16 protein-coding genes and 2 pseudogenes are annotated in these 17,715 nt (G+C 71.0%); 3 read left to right on the top strand and 15 right to left on the bottom strand.

The window, feature by feature from the left end:
* Positions 1-4: 4 nt before the first annotated feature.
* The 13 genes and pseudogenes from VN461_16665 to VN461_16725 form a co-directional block, all read right to left on the bottom strand.
* Complete coding sequence (locus VN461_16665; protein ID HXB56409.1) at positions 5-1,174, bottom strand: MFS transporter; 1,170 nt, start codon at positions 1,172-1,174, stop codon at positions 5-7.
* 53 nt (positions 1,175-1,227) lie between these two features.
* Positions 1,228-2,205: a threonine/serine dehydratase gene (locus VN461_16670; protein ID HXB56410.1), complete on the bottom strand. Its 978-nt coding sequence runs from the start codon at positions 2,203-2,205 to the stop codon at positions 1,228-1,230.
* A gap of 1 nt (position 2,206) precedes the next feature.
* Positions 2,207-3,324 (bottom strand): annotated as a pseudogene (locus VN461_16675) (N(4)-(beta-N-acetylglucosaminyl)-L-asparaginase).
* 97 nt (positions 3,325-3,421) lie between these two features.
* Entirely contained in the window at positions 3,422-4,246 is an 825-nt protein-coding gene (locus VN461_16680; protein ID HXB56411.1) for a creatininase family protein, read from the bottom strand.
* A gap of 61 nt (positions 4,247-4,307) precedes the next feature.
* Complete coding sequence (locus VN461_16685; GenBank protein ID HXB56412.1) at positions 4,308-4,847, bottom strand: methyltransferase; 540 nt, start codon at positions 4,845-4,847, stop codon at positions 4,308-4,310.
* Positions 4,837-5,862, bottom strand: a complete 1,026-nt coding sequence (locus tag VN461_16690) for a glycosyltransferase family 9 protein (GenBank protein HXB56413.1) — start codon at positions 5,860-5,862, stop codon at positions 4,837-4,839. Before VN461_16690 ends, VN461_16685 begins: the two co-directional genes overlap by 11 nt.
* Positions 5,859-6,338 (bottom strand): adenylyltransferase/cytidyltransferase family protein, encoded by a 480-nt coding sequence (locus VN461_16695; GenBank protein HXB56414.1) that lies wholly within the window; start codon positions 6,336-6,338, stop codon positions 5,859-5,861. The genes VN461_16690 and VN461_16695 overlap by 4 nt, the downstream gene beginning before the upstream one ends.
* A 5-nt stretch (positions 6,339-6,343) precedes the next feature.
* Complete coding sequence (locus VN461_16700) at positions 6,344-7,405, bottom strand: bifunctional ADP-heptose synthase (protein ID HXB56415.1); 1,062 nt, start codon at positions 7,403-7,405, stop codon at positions 6,344-6,346.
* Entirely contained in the window at positions 7,402-7,983 is a 582-nt protein-coding gene (locus tag VN461_16705; GenBank protein ID HXB56416.1) for an HAD family hydrolase, read from the bottom strand. The genes VN461_16700 and VN461_16705 overlap by 4 nt, the downstream gene beginning before the upstream one ends.
* A complete protein-coding gene (gene waaF / locus VN461_16710; protein ID HXB56417.1) occupies positions 7,983-8,969 on the bottom strand; it encodes a lipopolysaccharide heptosyltransferase II in 987 nt (328 codons plus the stop codon). Before waaF ends, VN461_16705 begins: the two co-directional genes overlap by 1 nt.
* Entirely contained in the window at positions 8,959-9,846 is an 888-nt protein-coding gene (locus VN461_16715; protein ID HXB56418.1) for a lysophospholipid acyltransferase family protein, read from the bottom strand. The genes waaF and VN461_16715 overlap by 11 nt, the downstream gene beginning before the upstream one ends.
* A 14-nt stretch (positions 9,847-9,860) precedes the next feature.
* Positions 9,861-10,859: a tetraacyldisaccharide 4'-kinase gene (gene lpxK, locus VN461_16720; GenBank protein HXB56419.1), complete on the bottom strand. Its 999-nt coding sequence runs from the start codon at positions 10,857-10,859 to the stop codon at positions 9,861-9,863.
* Positions 10,856-12,133, bottom strand: a complete 1,278-nt coding sequence (locus VN461_16725; protein ID HXB56420.1) for a 3-deoxy-D-manno-octulosonic acid transferase — start codon at positions 12,131-12,133, stop codon at positions 10,856-10,858. Before VN461_16725 ends, lpxK begins: the two co-directional genes overlap by 4 nt.
* Before the next feature lie 186 nt (positions 12,134-12,319).
* Here VN461_16725 and VN461_16730 point away from each other — a divergent pair, with 186 nt between their 5' ends.
* A complete protein-coding gene (locus tag VN461_16730) occupies positions 12,320-13,201 on the top strand; it encodes an isoaspartyl peptidase/L-asparaginase family protein (GenBank protein ID HXB56421.1) in 882 nt (293 codons plus the stop codon).
* 122 nt (positions 13,202-13,323) lie between these two features.
* On the opposite strand, the gene VN461_16735 is transcribed toward VN461_16730, so the two are convergent.
* Both VN461_16735 and VN461_16740 read right to left on the bottom strand, forming a co-directional pair.
* Positions 13,324-15,204 carry an oligopeptide transporter, OPT family gene (locus VN461_16735; protein HXB56422.1) on the bottom strand — a complete coding sequence of 627 codons (1,881 nt, stop codon included), beginning with the start codon at positions 15,202-15,204 and terminating at the stop codon, positions 13,324-13,326.
* Positions 15,205-15,441: 237 nt separating this feature from the next.
* A complete protein-coding gene (locus VN461_16740; protein HXB56423.1) occupies positions 15,442-16,131 on the bottom strand; it encodes a DUF2461 domain-containing protein in 690 nt (229 codons plus the stop codon).
* 164 nt (positions 16,132-16,295) lie between these two features.
* Here VN461_16740 and VN461_16745 point away from each other — a divergent pair.
* Together VN461_16745 and gap are read left to right on the top strand one after the other, a co-directional pair.
* A pseudogene (locus VN461_16745) lies at positions 16,296-16,421 on the top strand (AraC family transcriptional regulator).
* A gap of 271 nt (positions 16,422-16,692) precedes the next feature.
* The gene (gap, locus tag VN461_16750; protein ID HXB56424.1) at positions 16,693-17,703 is read left to right on the top strand and encodes a type I glyceraldehyde-3-phosphate dehydrogenase; all 1,011 of its coding nucleotides are present in this window, start codon (positions 16,693-16,695) and stop codon (positions 17,701-17,703) included.
* Positions 17,704-17,715: the final 12 nt, after the last annotated feature.

The raw sequence follows: 17,715 nt of genomic DNA on the forward strand, positions 1-17,715 counted from the left end.
GGGCTCAGGCTTCGGTGGGCGGCCGCAGCCAGCGCCCTTCCGCAAACAGGAAATAGGGCATGGCCAGCGCGGAGAGCGTGGCCGCGGTCGCGAATGCGGGCCGGAAACCGAAGTGTTGGATGATCCAGCCCGTGCAGATCGAGCCCGTCCCGATCCCGGTGTCGAAGGCAGCCACGATCCCCCCGAAGGCCGCGCCCCGGCGGGCCGCGGCCACGTAGCGGGTCACGTGGGCGGCGTAGGCCGGATAGGCGTTCCCGAAACCGGTGGCGAAGACGGCCGCGGAGAGGACCATCCCCCAAAAGGTCCGGGTCCAGGCCAGGAGGATGAAGCCGACGACGATCAAGACCAGGCAGGGCAGGAACACCTTCCGGTGGCCCACGCGGTCAGCCAGGCGGCCAAAGGCCAGCCGGGTGGCGATGACCACAATCGCGAAGGTGGTGAAGAAGATTCCGCGGGGAGAGATCCCGCTCGCCTCCGCGTAGAGGGCCACGAAGCTGGTCACCCCCCCGTAGCCGAACGAGTAGAGGAAGAGGGCCAGGGAGACGGAAAGCACCCGCCACTCCACGAGGTTCTTGCTCAAGAACTTCTCGTGGCTGTGCCAGGCGGAGACGCTCGTCTCGGGCAGGGTCGTGGCGATGATGGCCATGGCCAGGTTCAGGGCTCCCGTGATCGCGCAGAGCCAGCCCCAGCCCCGGTGGAAGACCCAGAGCCCCAGGCTGGGGGCCACCGACACCGCGAGCATGCTCGACATGCCCCAATAACCGATGCCTTCCGCGCGCCGGGTTTCCGGTATCACGTCCGTCATGTAGGCGGAGGAGGCGGAGAGCAGCCCCGACCAGAAGAGGCCGTGGAAAAACACGAGGCCCAGGGGGACGACGTAAGTTGTGCTGAGACCGTAGGCCACGGAGAAGCCGGTGATGGCCAGGCTGCAGAGCACAAGCATGCGGCGCTTGCCGATGCGGTCCGCGAGGGCCCCCGTGAAGGGGGCGGAGAGGGCGGAGGCGTAGGTCAGCAGGCCCAGGAAGAGGCCGGCCGCCAGCTTGCTGCCTCCGAGCTCGAGGATCCGGAAGGGGGCGGTGGGCAGCAGCTGGAACGCGGAGAGGAAGACGGTGAAGGTGAACCCACACATGATGAAGAAGCTGCCGGTGAAGAGGCGATCCGAGGGGTTGGACATGAAGCGCCCACTATACACCGCCCCCTTCGCAGGGAAGGGCGCGGGAGGGGCGGTCAACCAGCGGCGGCGAGGTGGGCGCTGAAGGTGGCGGGGTCGATATTGGCGCCACAGACGATGACCCCCACTCGCTTGCCGTTCAGGCGGTCGCGGAGGGGGCCACAGAGGGCGGCCGTGGCCGCCGCTCCCGCCGGCTCCACCGCGAGCTTGGCGGAGGCAAAGAGCAGACGCATGGCCCGCCGCAGCGCGTCGTCGTCGACCAAGACCAGGTCGTCCACGTAGCGCCGGCAGAGGCCGAAGCTATAGGGGGCGGCGTAGGGCGCCCCCAGGCTGTCCGCGATGGTGCGCACCTGGTCGATGGCCTGCGGGGAGCCGGCGGCAAAGCTCCGGCGCATGGTATCGGCCCCCTCCGGCTCCACCCCGAAGACCTGGCAGCGCGGACGGGCCAGCTTGACCGCGGCCGCCACCCCCGCACACAGCCCGCCCCCGCCGATAGGAACCAAGACCGCGTCCAGGTCCGGCACCTGCTCCACGAGCTCCAGGCCCAGGGTGCCCGTCCCCAGCGCGGTCAAGGGCCCCTCGAAGGGATGTACGAAGGTCCGCCCTTCCTGCGCCTCGATCTCTTTGGCGCGCGCGAAGGCTCGGTGCACGTCCTCTTGGAGTTCCACCACCGCCCCCAGCTCCCGGCAGGCGTCTACCCGGAAGGGGTTGGCGGTTTTCATCATCACGACCTTGGCCGTGGTGCCGAGGGCACGGGCGGCGTAGGCCACGGCCATGGCGTGGTTGCCCGCGCTGACCGCGGTGACGCCGCGGGAGAGGACGGAGGGGGTCAGGTCCAGCATGACGGCCAGGGCGCCCCGCGGCTTGAAGCTCCCCGCGCGCTGAAAGAGCTCCTCCTTGAGGTACACCCGGGTCCCGGAGCCGACCGCGCGCTCGAGGGCGCCGTCTTGCCAGAGGCGCACGGGGGTCACGACGACGTGGTCGCCCAGCCGCGCGCGGGTGGCGCGGATCGCCTCCAGGGTGGGCGGTTCCACGCTACTCCCGGGGGGCCTCGCCCAGGAGGCCCTCGCAGGGAAGGGTCTCCGGACCCCTCTCCGTGCAGACCGCGAAGGACAGCGGCTTGCCCCCCCAGCTGCTATAGAGGCTCACCCCCGCGTATTCTCCCAACCGGTTCAGGACGTAGAAGCTGACGTTGAATCTCGGATGGCCGTCCCCGTTGAGGAGCCTTCTCTCCACCGTGTTCTCCTTGATGTGCTGGAGCGCGGTCATCCCCGCGTCCTTGGGATGGGCCCCGCGGCGGAGCTGGTCCACGATCAGGTAGGAGGAGAGGTTATAGAGGTTGACCTCGCCGCGCCCGGTGGAGCCCGCCGCCCCCACCTCTCCGTCCACATACAGCCCCGCCCCCAGGATGGGGGAGTCCCCCACCCGGCCCGGGATCTTGAAGGCCAGGCCGCTGGTGGTGGTGACCCCCGCCACCTCCCCCCCCGCGCTGACCCCGTTGCAGTTGATGGTGCCCCAGTAGCGGAGGGGGTCGAGGAGGCCCTCGGCCATCATCTGCAGGCTCACGCGGTGGGACTCCTCGGACCGGCGGGCGGGATCGAGGTAGTGCTCGGGGTCTGTCCTCCGCTTCCATTCCCGCCAGAGCGCGCGGGAGTGCTCGGTGTTGAGGTCGGGCTCGATGGTGAAGCCTTGGCCGCGGGCGAAAGCCTGGGCCCCCGCACCGACCAGCAGATGATGGTCCGTCTCGTCCATCACGAGCCGGGCCACCCGGGACGGGGTACGCACACCCTCGAGCGCGGCCACTCCCCCCGCGCGCTTCCTCCCCCATGCATGCAGCAACAATCGAGCTGGACCACGCCCTCTGCGTTGGGGAGCCCGCCGTAGCCCACGCTGTCGTCCTCGGGGTCCAGCTCTACGATGTTGACCCCCGCGATCAGAGCGTCCAGCACGTCCTCGCCGCGCGTGATCCGCTCGAAGGCCTCCTGCACGCAGGTGCGTGGCCCGCCGTTCTTGAACTTGTTCCCGTTGGCGGAGGAGACCACCACCGGGCGCGTCGGCTTGGGAACAAGGACGGTGGGGGCTCGGGTCAGGAGCGGGCTCGCGCCCAGGGCCACCCCCGCCTTCACAAACTCACGGCGGCTCAGCCCCGGCATGGTCGGGCGGTCTCCCTCCGCGGTCGCGGCGCGGGTAGAAACGCCTCCCCCGCGGCGGAGGAGGGACGGCTCGGGGCACGGCCCCGCGCCACTCCCCTCAATTGAATGCCCCCGCCAGGTCCCACTTCCGGATCGTCTCCTCCACAAGCCGCGCCACCTTTTCGTTGACCCGGGCAAAGTAGCGCTTGGCCTTGGCGGGGTCGAACTGTGGATAACCCTGCCCCTCCTTATAAAGGCCGATGCTGGACGGATACGGGTACGCGCTCCAGGTGTTGGGGGCCGGGTACGCGGTGGCCATATCCGGTCGGTAACGCTCGGCGTGGACCAGGGAGGGATCGATGGCCTGCAGGAAGGCGGTCTCGTTGTTGCCGGCGTGCCCGCCGTCCTCTCCAAAGACCTCCATGGTCACGTCCGAGCAGTACGACCACCAATTCACGACCAAGACCCTCACCCGCTCCTCGCGCCCCACCTCCTGGGCGAGGGCGGAGAGGATGGCGGTCTGCCCGCCGCCGTGGCCATTCAGGAGGATGAGGTTCCGGAACCGGTTGCGGGCCAGCCCCAGGAGCACGGCGCGCACGTACGCCCGGTAGGCCTCCTCGGGGACCGTGAACGCACCGGGGTAGGCGTCCATGGAGCCCGTGAAGCCGTAGGGAACGACGGGCGCGACGAGGGCGTTCAGGCGGGGGGCGATCTCGCGGGCGATGGCCACGGGAGCCAGAATGTCCGCCCCGTTGGCGGTGACGCCGTGCGCCTCCAGGGTGCCCAGGGGGAGGAGCACGGTCTGGATCCGGCCCGGCACCCACTCGCGGAACTCCATCCAGTTGATGCGCTCGAGCTCGCGCGTGGGGGGGGCGGTCGGCTCTGCCGCAGGGGCGGGGAGGGCGGCCAGGAGGAGGGTGAGGGCGAGGATGGTTTGGCACATGGCGGCGAGCTCCGCGAGTCGCGCGTTGACCGGCGACGATCCTATCGTTCGTGGCCCGTTCTTACAAGACGCCGCAAGCGGCCAGGAGATGCCGGAGGTAAAGCAGGGCCGCCGCTAGGAGGAGCCCGAACGCCGTGCGCCACTCCCGGTTCCTGCCCACGCGCTCCCAGGTAAAGCGCGAGGCGCGCGGGCCCCCGGGGGTCAGCCGGGGTAGGAAGGAGGGCACTTCCGCCGCCCAGCCTCTGTACTCGACCGCGAACTTCTCGCGCAGGAACCCCGCCTCCTCCCGCATGACCGAGGGATAGAAGGCGGTGAAGTACGCGGCCACGGCCAGAACGACCCAGAGGCTGGCCGAGGCCACCGCCACCCCCAGGGCCAGAAGCAGGCTCCCCAGGTAGAGAGGGTTGCGGGTGAAGGCGTAGGGGCCGCCCGTGGCCAGGCTCCGGGTCTTGTCGATGTGGCCCGAGGCCCAGACCCGGATCCCCTCTCCGATCACCCCCAGGGGCAGCCCGAGGAGCACCGAGACCGGCGAGGGGCGGGACAGAAGGAGGACGAGGAGGCCGACGGCGTAGCCGAGGGGGACGCGGAGCCTAGACGGCAAGGCTCTCGGGCCCGCTTCGGCCCAGGCGGCGAAGGGCGGCCTCGAGCACCGCAGAGGGCGGGATCTGCCGCATGACCCCGTCATGGACGGCGCACCGCCGCCGGTGGCAGGGGGCGCAGGAGGGGGCACGGCGCACCACCAGATCCTGGGGGGAGAAGGGGCCGTTGCGGGCGGGGTCCGTGGGCCCGAAGAGGCCGACCACCGGCGTCCCCACCGCACAGGCGATGTGCAGGGGACCGGTGTCGGCGGCCACCACCAGGCGGGCACGGCGGGCCAGCTCCACGTACTCGAGGAGGGTGGTGGGAAAGGACGTGGCGGCCGCGCCCCCCGAGGCCGAGACCACGCGGGTGGCCAGCGCCTCCTCGCCGGGGCCGAAAGTCACGAGCGGGATGAGGCCGCGCTCGCGCAGGCCCCGGGCCAGCTCAGAGAAGCTCTCCGGCGGCCAGAGCTTGCTCGCCCACCCGCCCCCGGGATTCAAGATCACGAAGTCGTGGAGCCGCGAAGCGGTGAGGGCCGTCTCCACGCGCGCGGCCTCCGCCCCCGAAGGGGGGAGCGGGAAGTCGCGGGCCCCCACCGCCTCGATGCCCAGAAGCCGGAGGAGAGCAAGGTTCTTGTCGATGACGTGGGGCAGGTCCTCGGGAAGGAGGGCCCGCTCGTGGGCGAGCAGGGCCGAGAGCGGCTCGCGGCGCGCCCCCCGGGCGTAGCCCATGACGCGCGTGGCCCCCGAGAGGCGCGCCCAGGCCGCCGACTTCCACAGCCCCTGGAAGTCGAGGGCGATGTCGTACCGCCGCCCCCGCAGCTCCCGCATCGTCGCCCAGGCCAGTCCTCCCCGGAAGGCGCGCGCGGCGGGGGCGGCCGCGACCTGGGAGAGGAAGGGATGCCCCTCGAGGAGGGGGCGGGCCGGGGGCTCCACGACCCAGCCCGCCTCGTAGCCGTGGCGGTGGAGGGCGGCCAGGGCGGGGAGGGTATGGACCACGTCCCCGATCGCGGAAAGGCGCACGAGGAGCGCTCTCACCCTCGGATCCTCGCCAGCAGCGCACGCGTGTCGTGGGTCTTGGCGTCCCCCACGATGGCCACCCGGCCGCCGTAGGAGCGCACCAGCGCTCCCTCGGGGACCGTCTCCGGCGTGTAGTCGGTTCCCTTGCAGTGCACGTCCGGGCGCAGGGCGAGGATCAGCCGCGCCGCGTCGTCCTCTTCAAAAATCACGACCTGGTCGACGCCCTTCAGGCCGGCCACTAGAAGGGCCCGGTCGGCCGCGGGCAGGATGGGCCGCCCCTGTCCCTTGAGCCGGCGCACGGCCCGGTCTCCGTTCACCCCCACCACGAGCAGGTCGCCCTCCTCGCGGGCCCCGGCCAGGTACCGCACGTGGCCCACGTGCAAGAGATCGAAGCAGCCATTGGCGAGGGCGATGGTCTGGCCCGCCCGGCGGGCCGACTCCACCCGCGATCGGACCTCGTCAAGGCTGCCGATCTTGGCGGAGGCGATGCGCATGCTCCTCACGAGCGCGTCCGGGCCGCCTTCGCCCCGCCGGCCGCCGCGCCCCGGGGAGCCACCGCCGCCCTAAGCTCGGCGGCGGAAACGGTGGAGGTGGCCCGCTTCATGACCACGATACCGCCCGCGACGTTGGCGAGCACGCTGGCCTCAGCGGGGCTGGCCCCCGCGGCCAGGGCTAGAGTGAAGGTGGCGATGACGGTGTCCCCGGCTCCCGTCACGTCCGCCACCTGGTCGCTGCCATGGATGGGGATGTGCACCGTCGGGCGGGCGGGCTCAAAGAGGGCCATGCCGTCGCTACCGCGCGTGATGAGCACGGCCTTGGCGCCCAGGCGTCGGATCAGCGTGCGGCCGGCCGCTTCCAGGTGCCCGCGGTCATGTCCGATCGTGATTCCGAGGGCGGCCTCGACCTCCGGCTCGTTGGGCGTGACCGCGGTCATGCCCCGGAAGGCCAGGAGGCCGTGGCGCGAGTCCACCGTCACGGGCACGGCACGGCGGCGCGCGAAAGTGATTGCGGCCTGCACGAGGTCGGGGGTGAGGAGGCCGAAGCCATAGTCGCTCACGAGCACGCCGTCCACCCGCCCCCGGAAGCCATCCAGGGCCCGCCGCACCGCCCGCCGGGCGGGATCTCGGGGGTCCAGGCGGGTGGCCCGGTCGATGCGCACCAGCTGCTGCTTGGTGGAGTGCGCGCCGCCGGCCAGGATGCGGGTCTTCACGGGCGTGCGGTAGCCGGCCCCCGTGAGGACGCGGGCGGTCGCCACTCCCTTCTCGCGGAGGAGCGCGCGCAGCTGGCGGCCATGCGTGTCTGCGCCCAAGATGCCCAGGGGGAGGGGCGTGCCCCCCAGCGTGCGGATGTTGTGGACGGCGTTGGCGCCACCCCCCAGACGGACCTCAGCCCCGTCGTGCTCCAGGATCAGGACGGGGGCCTCCCGACTCACGCGTTGGACGCGACCGTAGACGAACTCGTCGGCCACGAGATCGGCGAGCACGAGAAGGCGCCGGTCCCGGAAGGCGTGGACGAGGTCGGCGAGCCGCGCGGGCGAGGGGGCCTGCCCGGCGCTCCTCATCCGCCCGCCCCCCCGGCCATGATCCTCTCCACCGCCTCCAGCAGGTGCTCCGCGACCAGATCCGGCGGGCGGGGCGCGGCCGGGGCATGGTAGGCGAGCTCGCCCCGGCCGTAGCCGCTCTTCACCAGCGCCCCCCGCGCGCCGACGTTCCAGGCCAGCTGGAGGTCCGAGATCCGGTCCCCCACCACCCACGAGCGGCCGAGGTCGATGTCGAGCTCAGCCTCCGCGCGGCGCAGGAGACCCGGCCGCGGCTTGCGGCAATCGCAGTCCGCCCGGTAGGGCGGCTCCCCCACCGAGGGATGGTGCATGCAGACGTAGATCCCGTCCAACCGGGCGCCCCCCGCCTCCAAAGTGGAGCGGAGGGCGGCGTGGACCTCGCCAATCAGCGCCTCCGGGAAGTAGCCGCGGGCGACCCCCGCCTGGTTGGTGACGACCACGGCCCGGAAGCCGCCACGGTTCACCAGGCGCACCGCGTCTACCGACCAGGGATAGAGGTGGAAACGGGAGGCGTGGTTGACGTACCCCACTTCCCACGAGAGGGTGCCGTCGCGGTCAATGAAGATCGCGGGTATTGCCATCACGACTCCGAGAGCACTTCCAGGACCGCCTCCGCCACGCGGTCCGCGGGGATCCGCCGCATGCAGCGATGGTCGATGGGACACTCGCGGAGCAGGCAGGGCGCGCACTCCACCTCCACTCGTAGGAGTCGGGCTCGGTCGCTCACGGGGGCCGTCTCTCTCCAATCCGTGGAGCCGAAGACCGCGACCACGGGAACCCCGAGGGCGGCGGCCAGGTGCATGGGTCCGGAGTCGTTGGTCACGAGGGCGCGAAGATGGGAGAGCACGCCCAGAAGCTCGGTCAAGGTGGTCTCCCCGCAGAGGACGCGGGCGGGCACGCGAAGCCCGGCCGCGATCTCCTCGCCCAGCGGGCGGTCGGCGATCCCGCCCAGGATCGCGACCTTGGCCCCCGTCCGCCGGCCCACGAAGTCGGCCACCGCCGCGTAGCGCTCCGGGTACCAACGCTTGGCCGTCCCGAAGAAGGCCCCCGGGTTCAGGCCCAGCCAGGGGCCGGGGGCGCCGAGGATCTCCTCCCCCCGCGCCCGAAAGGCCGGCGGGCAGCGCATCGACACATCGGGGGGAGGCGAGGTATCGAGGCCGAGGCCGGCGAGCATGGCCCGATAGTAGTACACCTGGCTGCGGCCCCGGACATCCGGGGGGACGCGCGGCCGCCGGGTCAGGAGGGGACCGCGGCCGTCGGTGGCGTAGCCCCAGCGCTCGGGGATGTCGGCGGCCCAGACCAAAAGCGCGGTCGCGAATGAGTTGGGCAGGACCACGGCCGCGTCGTAGCGTCCCCGGATGGCCTTCACGTCGGCGCGCAGGCCGCCGCTCACGCGCAGGCCGTCCACTTCGGGCAGGGCACGGTAGATGTCAGCCACCCACGGCCGGGCTAGAACCTCGAGCCGGGCCTTAGGAAAGCTGCGGCGCAGGTCCCGGAGGGCGGCCAGGGAAAGCACCACGTCGCCGACCCAGTTGGGCGCGCGGACGAGCAGGGCCTCAGGAGACATCTCGGCCGCCCACCCCGGACGGGGACGTCTTCCATCGCCGGTGGATCCACAGCCACTGCTCGGGGACCCCCCGGACCCAAACCTCGATGTTCCGGGTCAGCTCTTGGGTGAGATGCGCGATGTCCGCCCGGCGGTCGCCGGAGGGCGACCAGGCGAGGGGTGGGTCATAGATCATCCGGTACCGCCCTCGGGGCCCGATCTCGGTATGGCAGGGGATGAGGGCGCAGCCAGTCTTGACGGCCAGGGCCGCGACCACGGTGGTGGTGGCGGCGGGACGGCCAAAGAAGTCCACGAAGATGCCGTCATTCTCCTGCACGTTCTGGTCGATGAGGATGGCCACCCCCTGGCCCTCTCGCATCGCGCGCAGGACGGGGGCGAGCGCCCTCTGCTTGTAGATCACGGTGTTCCCGCCCGCGGTGCGAAGGGCGCAGAGGCGGCGGTCGAGGTCGGGGTTGTCGAGCGGTCGCGCCACCACCCCGATGGGCCCGAAGGTCCAGCCGTGGCCGATGCCGTGCAGCTCCCAATTGCCAATGTGCGCGGTGGCCAGGATGGCCCCCCGCCCCGCGGCCATGGCGGCCCGAACGTGCTCGCCCCCTTCCACGTCGATCAAGGAGAGCACCTCCTCGCGGGAGCGGCCCTGCAGCCACAAGATGTCCAAGAGCACCTGGCCAAAGTGCGCGTACACCCCCCGGGCCGTGCGCAGGAGGCGGCTCCGGTCCCAGTCCGGGAAGGCCTGCCGCAGATTGTCGACCGCGATGGCCACGTGCCGGCGGTCCAGGTCTCCCAGGACCCGCCCCAGGGCCCGGCCGAGAGCCAGGGCGGCCCGTCGCGGGAGGGGGGAGACGATCGCGCTCACGAGGGCGGCCACCTGGTCCACGTGCGCAGGCTGACTCAGGCCACCCTCCGGGCCGCCGCCAAGAGCCGCGCCCGCAGACGGGGCTCGTCCGCGATCTCGGCCGCGATGCGAAAGACGAGCAAGGGCGGGCCGGGGGCGCCCTCCGGCAGCCGCACCGCGTCCTTGGCCGTGGTCACGAGGGCGTCCGCTCCCGCCGCCCGCGCCCGCCGGGCCGCCTCCGCGAGGTCTCCCTCCGAATAGGGATGGTGGTCCGGGAAGAAAGCGTGGCCCGCGACCTCGGGCGAGAGCGCCTTGACGTCGGATTCGAAGCGCTCGGGCCGCGCGATGCCGGCGAGGAGGAACGGCCGGAGGGGGGCCGGCCGGCGGTCGCCCTGGGGATCGAAGAATCCCAGCCCTCGGCGCCCCATCCGAAACGTGCGCTCCCGGCCCAGAAACCCCTCCCAGGCGGCCGCGGCCTCTGCCGGCCCTCCCGGGGGGCGGGTCAAGAGCACGACGTCCGCCCGCCGGGCGGCGGCGGGAGCCTCGCGCAGCCGACCCGCAGGCAGCGGCCGGTCCGCGAGGTCCGCGACGTCGAGGCAAAGCAGGTCCAAGTCGCGGTGGAGCCGCAAGTGCTGGAACCCGTCGTCCAGCAGATGCACGCAGGGACCGAAGCGTTCCTCGATCCACCGGCCCACGACGTCGCGATGGGGCCCCACGGCCACGATCACGCCGGGCAGGGCCCGGGCCAGCATGACCGGCTCGTCCCCCGCCACCCCCGCCGCCACCTGCACGACAGTTCCGTCGCTGACCAGGAGGGCGTCGCCCCGAAACGACCCCCGATAACCCCGGCTCAGGATGGCCACGGGAAGGCCTTCCTCGCGCAGGATCTCAGCCAGGCGGGCCACGACCGGAGTCTTGCCACTCCCCCCCACGCTGAGGTTGCCCACGCTGATCACCGGCCCCCGGAGCCGGGCCCGCCTGAGCACCCCCCGTTGGTAGGCCGCCACGCGCAGCCGGCCGGCGGTCCCGAAGAGTGAACCCAGCAACCGCCTCACGCGACCAGGCCGGAAAGGGCATCCACCGTGCCGCGCAGGGCGCCCCGGTTCCGATCGATGAGGTTCCGCGCCCGCTCCCCCAGGCGGCGCCGCCGTTCGTCGTCGGTGAGCAGGCTCAGAACCTCGCGGGCCAGCTCCTCCGCGGAGGAGACCTGGACCAATGCACCCTCCGCACGGAACTGGTCGGCGATCTCCTGGAAGTTCGCCATGTGCGGACCCACCACCACCGCCTTGCCCGCCATGGCCGGCTCCAGGATGTTGTGCCCGCCGGAGGGCACCAGGCTGCCCCCCACGAATACGACCGTGGCCAGGGGGTAAAGCTGGGCCAACTCCCCCAGGGTATCGAGGAGCACCACCTCTCCGTCCCGCCAGACGCCGGGGTCGAGACCCGTCCGCCGGAGACAACGGAAGCCGGCCGCCTCGATCAGGGCGGGTACCTCGGAGAACCGCTCGGGGTGGCGTGGAGCCACGATGAGTCCCGTCCCCGGCAGGCCCTCCCGCACACGGTGGAAAGCCTGAAGGATGATCTCCTCCTCCCCCGCCACCGTGCTCCCCGCCACCCACAAGGGTCGGCGGTGGTGGCCGTCGCCCAGGATGAGGCGGGCCAGACGTTCCGGCGGCCGCGCTGCCTCCACGGCGTCGAACTTGAGGTTGCCCGTGACCCGCACGCGCTCGCTTGGGGCCCCCATCTCCCGGATGCGCTCGGCGTGGGCTTGGCCCTGCATGAGAAAGAGGTCCACATCGGCCAGGACCTTCTTGAGGAAGCGGCGCACGCGGCGGTAGCGGGAAAAAGAGCGCAGGGAGACGCGGCCGTTCACCACCGCCACCCGCGTGCCCCGGCGGCGGGCCTCATGGATGAGGTTCGGCCAGAGCTCCGTCTCCACCAGGACGAGCAGGGCGGGGTTTAAGGTGTCGAGGGCCTTGCGCACCGGCCCCGGCCAGTCGAAAGGCGCGTAGAAGAGGCCATCCGTGCCCCGCACGCTCTTTCGCGCGACCGCGTTTCCGGTCATGGTGGTAGTGGACACGAAGACCCGGTGGGCGGGGAAGCGCTCTTTCAAGGCCGCGATCAGGGGCCGGGCGGCCAGCACTTCACCCACCGACACGGCGTGGATCCAAATCGAGCGGTCGCCGTCCACGTTCAGGTAGACGGGAAGGCGCCCCATCCGCTCGCGGAAGGTGCGAAGGTACTTCCCGGTGGCCCGGCCCTTCCAGAGGAACCAGGGCAGGGCGAGAAAAAAAGCGAGCGCGAGACCAAGGCTGTAAGCGAGGTACAAGGGGCGTCTCCGCAGCCCGCTTCCGGGCTGCAAACAGCAAAGTATAGCCTGCGGCCGCCCCCGCGCGGGAGCCGGGAAGACCGCGGCCCCCTTCTCGATGAGTCCGCGGCCCGGGGTTGAAACCGGCGCCGGATCCGCTACCTTAGCGAGCGTCGACGCCCTGTCCCGGGCGGCCCGAGGAGCTTCATGAGACCAGCTTTGATCGTTCACGGCGGCTGCGGCACCCCGCCACCCGGGGAGGAGGAGCCGCGGCGGGCGGCCTGTGAACGAGGCGCGGACGCGGGGTGGGCCATCCTGGCCGCCGGGGGCAGCGCCCTCGATGCGGCGGAAGCGGCGGTACGGCGCCTCGAGGACGAGCCTCTCCTCAACGCGGGTACGGGAAGCTACCTCCAGGCCGACGGGGTGGCCCGCATGGACGCCAGCATCATGGCGGGGGAGGGGCGCGCGGGAGCGGTCGCCCAAGTACCCGGACTCAAGAACCCGGTGCGCCTGGCTCGATACCTGCTGGACCAGGACGCCCACGTCATGCTCACGGGGGCGGAGGCCCTGCAGTTGGCCCTACGCCTCGCCCACGAGCCCGCGGTTGTGGCCACCCCCGGCAAGATCGCCTATTGGCAGGAGCGCCTTACCGAACCCTACCGCCGCCTCGACTACGCGGCCATGGCCGCGGAGTGGAGAGGCGGGAACCCGCGCCTGGGCACGGTGGGCTCGGTGGCCCTCGACGCCCGCGGCCGATTGGCCGCGGCCACGTCCACGGGAGGCACGGGCCAGTGCTATCCGGGGCGGGTGGGGGACAGCCCCATCATCGGGGCGGGGACTTATTGCACGCCCAGGGTCGGAGTCTCCATGACGGGGGTGGGAGAGCGCATCATGGTCCTCCTCTCTGCCAAGCGGCTCTGCGACCTGGTAGCCGACGGAGAGCCCCTGGATCTGGCGGCCCAACGGGTCATGGGTGAGCTCGAGGCCGTGCAGAGCGCGGCCGGCCTCATCGCCTTGGACGCCCAGGGCTCGATTGTCGAACGAGCGAACACGCCTTTCATGGCGACGGCCCGCCGGAAGAGCGGGTGATCCCGCCCGTACGTCGCTCCTCCGGCTCGGCTTCGCCCCCCTTCCCTCGCCTTCCGGATGAAGACCCGCGTCGCCGCCGTCTTGAGCCCTGAAGTGGGCGCCGACCGAAAGCGCTGGCCGCCTCAGGGCCCCGACGCTCGGCGCGAGCTTCCCGCCCGGTAGAGAAAAGCACAAAGGAGGAGCGTGATCACCAGGGCGGCCCCTTCGCCCAGGGCCCCAGGCAAACGGGGGGGGATGGCCCGGGGGGCGACCTGCCCCGCCACCAGTCCCGCCACCACCACCCCCGCCAGCCCCTCCCCCGCCACCAGCCCGGACGCGGCCAGTATGCCCGGATCCCCCCCGGGGCCGCCGGCTCTTCCCCGATCGCAGAGCGCGCGCACACAGCCGCCCACGTACAGCGGCGCCATGGTGGCAAGGGGCAGGTAGACCCCGATGGCGAAGGCCAGGCCCGAAACCCCGCACAGCATCGCCCCGATAGCCAGCCCCCCTCCGGTCAGGACCAGCCCCCACGGGAGCGCCCCCGCCAGCACGCCCTCGATGATGGTCTTCATGAGCGTGGCCTGGGGCGCGGGGATGTCCTTAGAGCCGAAGGTGTAGGCCGTGCCCAGGAGCATGACCGTGCCCGCCACCGCCCAGCAGGCGAAGGCGGCCCCGATGAGCTGACCGACCTGCTGGCGGGCGGGGGTCGCGCCGACCAGATATCCGGTCTTGAGGTCCTGCGAGATGTCGCCCGCTTTCGAGGCCGCCACGGCGACGATCGTGCCCACCGTGAGTACGGCGGCGCGCGCCCCCCCCTCCGTCCAGCCCGCGGCCGCGAAGACGGAGGCCACCCCGAGGAGGGTCACGAGGGTGATGCCGGAAGTGGGCTGCGACGAAACGCCCACAATGCCCACAATGCGCGCCGCCACCGCCACAAAGAGGACGCCGAAGACCCCAACCCCGGCGGCGCAGACGGCCCGGGGGATCGGCCCCATCCCCCCCGCGAACACCCCCGGCACCAGCGCCGCCACTGCGACCACGAGGACTATCCCGCCCAGGATGAAGCCGCCCGGCAGGTCGCGCTCGCTCGCGGGCGTGGGGCCCCGCCCCGATGCTGCTCCCCGTCGCAGCCCCCGCACCACGGCGAGGAAGGCCCCCATCATGGTGGGCAACCCGCGGAGCACGGTCAGGATTCCGGCCGTGGCCACCGCCCCCGCTCCCAGGTAGCGGACGTAGCGCGACCAGAGGTCGGCCGCCCCCATTTCCGCCACGAGCCTTTGCGTCTCCGGGAAGAGGGGGGCGGGCAGGCCTCCCCCGATCCCGGCGATAAGGGGGATGAGGACGAGCGCGGAGACGAGGGCTCCCGCCACGCACACCGCCGACTGCCGATAGCCGAGGATAAAGCCCACCCCGAGGAGGGCGGGAGCCAGCTCGAGCGCCACCTCCGCCCGGGGCAGCACGGGCAGGGTCACGCTCATCTGGCTCGGCAGGAGGAAGGCTAGGGACACGAGGAGCTTGACCGCGGCCCCCACCGCCATCCCCCAGAAGATCCAGTGGCTGCCGGTCGCATCCGCCGCGGTGGCCCGCAAGACCTCCGCACAGGCCGTCCCCTCCGGGTACGGCAGTTCCTCGTGGGCCTCCACGATGAGCAGCCGCCGCAGGGGGATCATGGCCGAGACGCCGAGCACCCCCCCGAGCAGGCAGAGGGTCGTGACCTGGAGGTAGGAGGGCTCGAGCCCCCACAAGAACAGGGCAGGGATCGTGAAGATCGTTCCCGTAGCGAGGGCGGTGGAGGCCGAGCCGATGGTCTGCGAAAGGTTGGCCTCCAGGATCGTCCCCCGTAGGCCGAGGAGGCGGAAGAGGGCCACGGTCATGACCGCGGCAGGAATGGACGCGGACACCGTCATCCCCACCCGCAGACCCAGGTAGGCGTTGGCGGCACCGAAGAGGATCCCGAGCAGGGTTCCGGCCAGAACCGCTTTCAGCGTGAACTCTGCGACCGTCGGCGGCTCTGTCGCGGCCATCGCGTCCGCTCCCGAGGTTCCCACCCACTATACGCGAACCGCCCTTCCCGAATTCCTGCGCCCATCGGTGGGGTTCGCGTGGGAACCGCCCCCCCTTGCGGTGCTCTCGCGGCACGCGGATGGCCCTTTCAACCCGTGATACGTCCTGCGGAGGCGAGGGCCAGCCGCCACCGGTCCAACCGGAGGTGCCAACCGTGGGGCGGTCGGCTAGGAAACAACCCCGAGGCGCACCCTCGCTCAGAACTTGAGGCCGATCGCCTCGGTCAGGAACTCGACAAAAGGCGCGGTAGTCTTAAAGGCGTCGAGCACGTCCTCCGGGAAGCGGGGGCTCGTCACACGCCGATCGTCCAGCAGCGCGCGGGCGCCGAAGTCCTTGCGCCTGATGTCTTCGATGAGGGGATGCTTCGGATCGAAGCCCAGCGGCGCCCGTCGGAGCGACTCCCCGGCCATGCCGCAGCTGGATCGGAAGTCGTGTCCCTGCGTGATGCGCTGCCAAGTCTTCGTGTCGTCGACAATCGCCTGCCTGATGCGCTTCAGGGCGTCTGCCTCCGGGTGCCATATTCCCGCGCCCACCGAGCAGTCTCCGGGCTGAAGCCGCAGGTAGAAGGCGGGGGTCGCACCCTCCTTTCCCTTAGCGTGCGGGAAGTGCGCCGCGATCGCAACCTTGTATGGCGTCTTGTCTTTGGAGAAGCGGGTGTCGCGGTAGATGCGCATCATCGAGCCACCGACGGGGCTCGGATCGGCGACGAACTCCGGGCTGATCTTCTTCAGCCGGGGCCCGAGATCGGCGATGAAGCGGAGAAACGGATCCCGCACCGACCGTTCGTAGCGGTCCTTGTTCTTCTGAAACCAGTCACGCTCGTTGTGGGCCTTGAGCTCGCTCAGGAAGCGAAACAGGTCGGGCGTGAAGTAGGGGGTCGCGGCCATGGCGAAACCATACTACTTCCCGAACATCGCGGCGAAGGGGCGTGCATCGAAGACGATGCGAATGGAAGCGATCTTGTCCCCTCGAAACCTGAAACCATTCGGCGATGAAGGCCGTGCCGGCCGGCGTCTTCGTGACCATGTCATAGAGCCGCTCCACGGAAGCGTCGATCCCCCAGGTCGCCGAGCGGATTGGCTACGATTCGGAGGTCGGATTCGGCTGTGCGTTCAAGCGCTACACCGGGGCGTCGCCGGCCGCTTATCGACGGCGGCTGCGCGGCGCGTTTTCGTGAACGACGCGAAGCGGCGTGGGGCGCATCCCCCACCAACCCGCCCTCGGGCCTATTGGGGAGTGGTGGCCGCCCACCAAGGGCCGCCGTCCGCCCCGGGCCGGCTCGTTGCCGAGCGCCGGCTCCGTCGGTGGTAAGCGAGTTCCATGCGCCGCGGACTCCCGGGCAGTCGGGACTCCCAGCCGCGAACACGCGGCGGAGAGAACGTCCGTTTCCTTGACGCCCTCGCGGTGGCTCGGATAGACTCCCGGTTTCCGACTCGGAGGTCAGAACGATGGCTATCCGCATTGGCATCAACGGATTCGGGCGAATCGGGCGGAATATCCTCCGGGCCGCGCTCCATGATCGGGAACTCGAATTCGTGGCCGTGAATGACATCACGGACGCCAAGACGTTGGGCCATCTCCTGAAGTACGACTCGATCCTGGGCAACCTACCGGAGGAGGTCAGGGCGGAAGGCGACGCCATCCACGTGGCCGGCCGGTCGATCAAGGTCCTGGCCCTGAAGGACCCCGCCCAGCTCCCCTGGAAGGACCTGAAGGTCGAGTACGTGATCGAGTCCACCGGCCTCTTCACGAGCGCAGAGAAGGCCAAGGCTCACATCACGGCGGGGGCCAAGAAGGTGATCATCTCCGCGCCCGCCAAGGACGAGGACCTCACCATCGTGCTGGGTGTCAACCAGGACAAGTACGACCCCCGGAAGCACGTGGTGGTCTCCAACGCCTCCTGCACGACCAACTGCCTGGCCCCGGTGGCCAAGGTGTTGCATGACACCTTCGGCATCGTGAAGGGGCAGATGACGACCATACATTCGTACACGAACGACCAGAGGATTCTGGACCTCCCCCACCAAGATTTGCGGCGAGCCCGCGCCGCGGCCCAGTCCATGATCCCCACCTCGACCGGGGCCGCCAAGGCTCTCCACCTGGTCATCCCCGAGCTGAAGGGGAAGCTCGACGGGGTGTCCATCCGGGTGCCCACTCCCAACGTGTCGCTCGTGGATCTGACCGTCCAGCTGGCCAAGCCCGCCGCGGCCGAGGAAATCAACGCCGCCTTCAAGAAGGCGTCCGCCGGGCCCATGAAGGGGATCCTGGAGGTCACCGACGACGAGTTGGTTTCCGTGGACTTCCGGGGCAACCCCGCCTCCTCCATCGTGGACGCCCCCCTCACCAAGGTCGTGGACGGCAATCTGGCCAAGGTCTTCTCCTGGTACGACAACGAGTGGGGCTTCTCGAATCGCGTGAAGGACCTGCTGCACTTCATGGCGGCCCGCGACCACGCCTGAGGGGACCCTTCC

The organism is Vicinamibacteria bacterium (assembly GCA_035570235.1).
GTDB lineage: Bacteria > Acidobacteriota > Vicinamibacteria > Fen-336 > Fen-336 > DATMML01.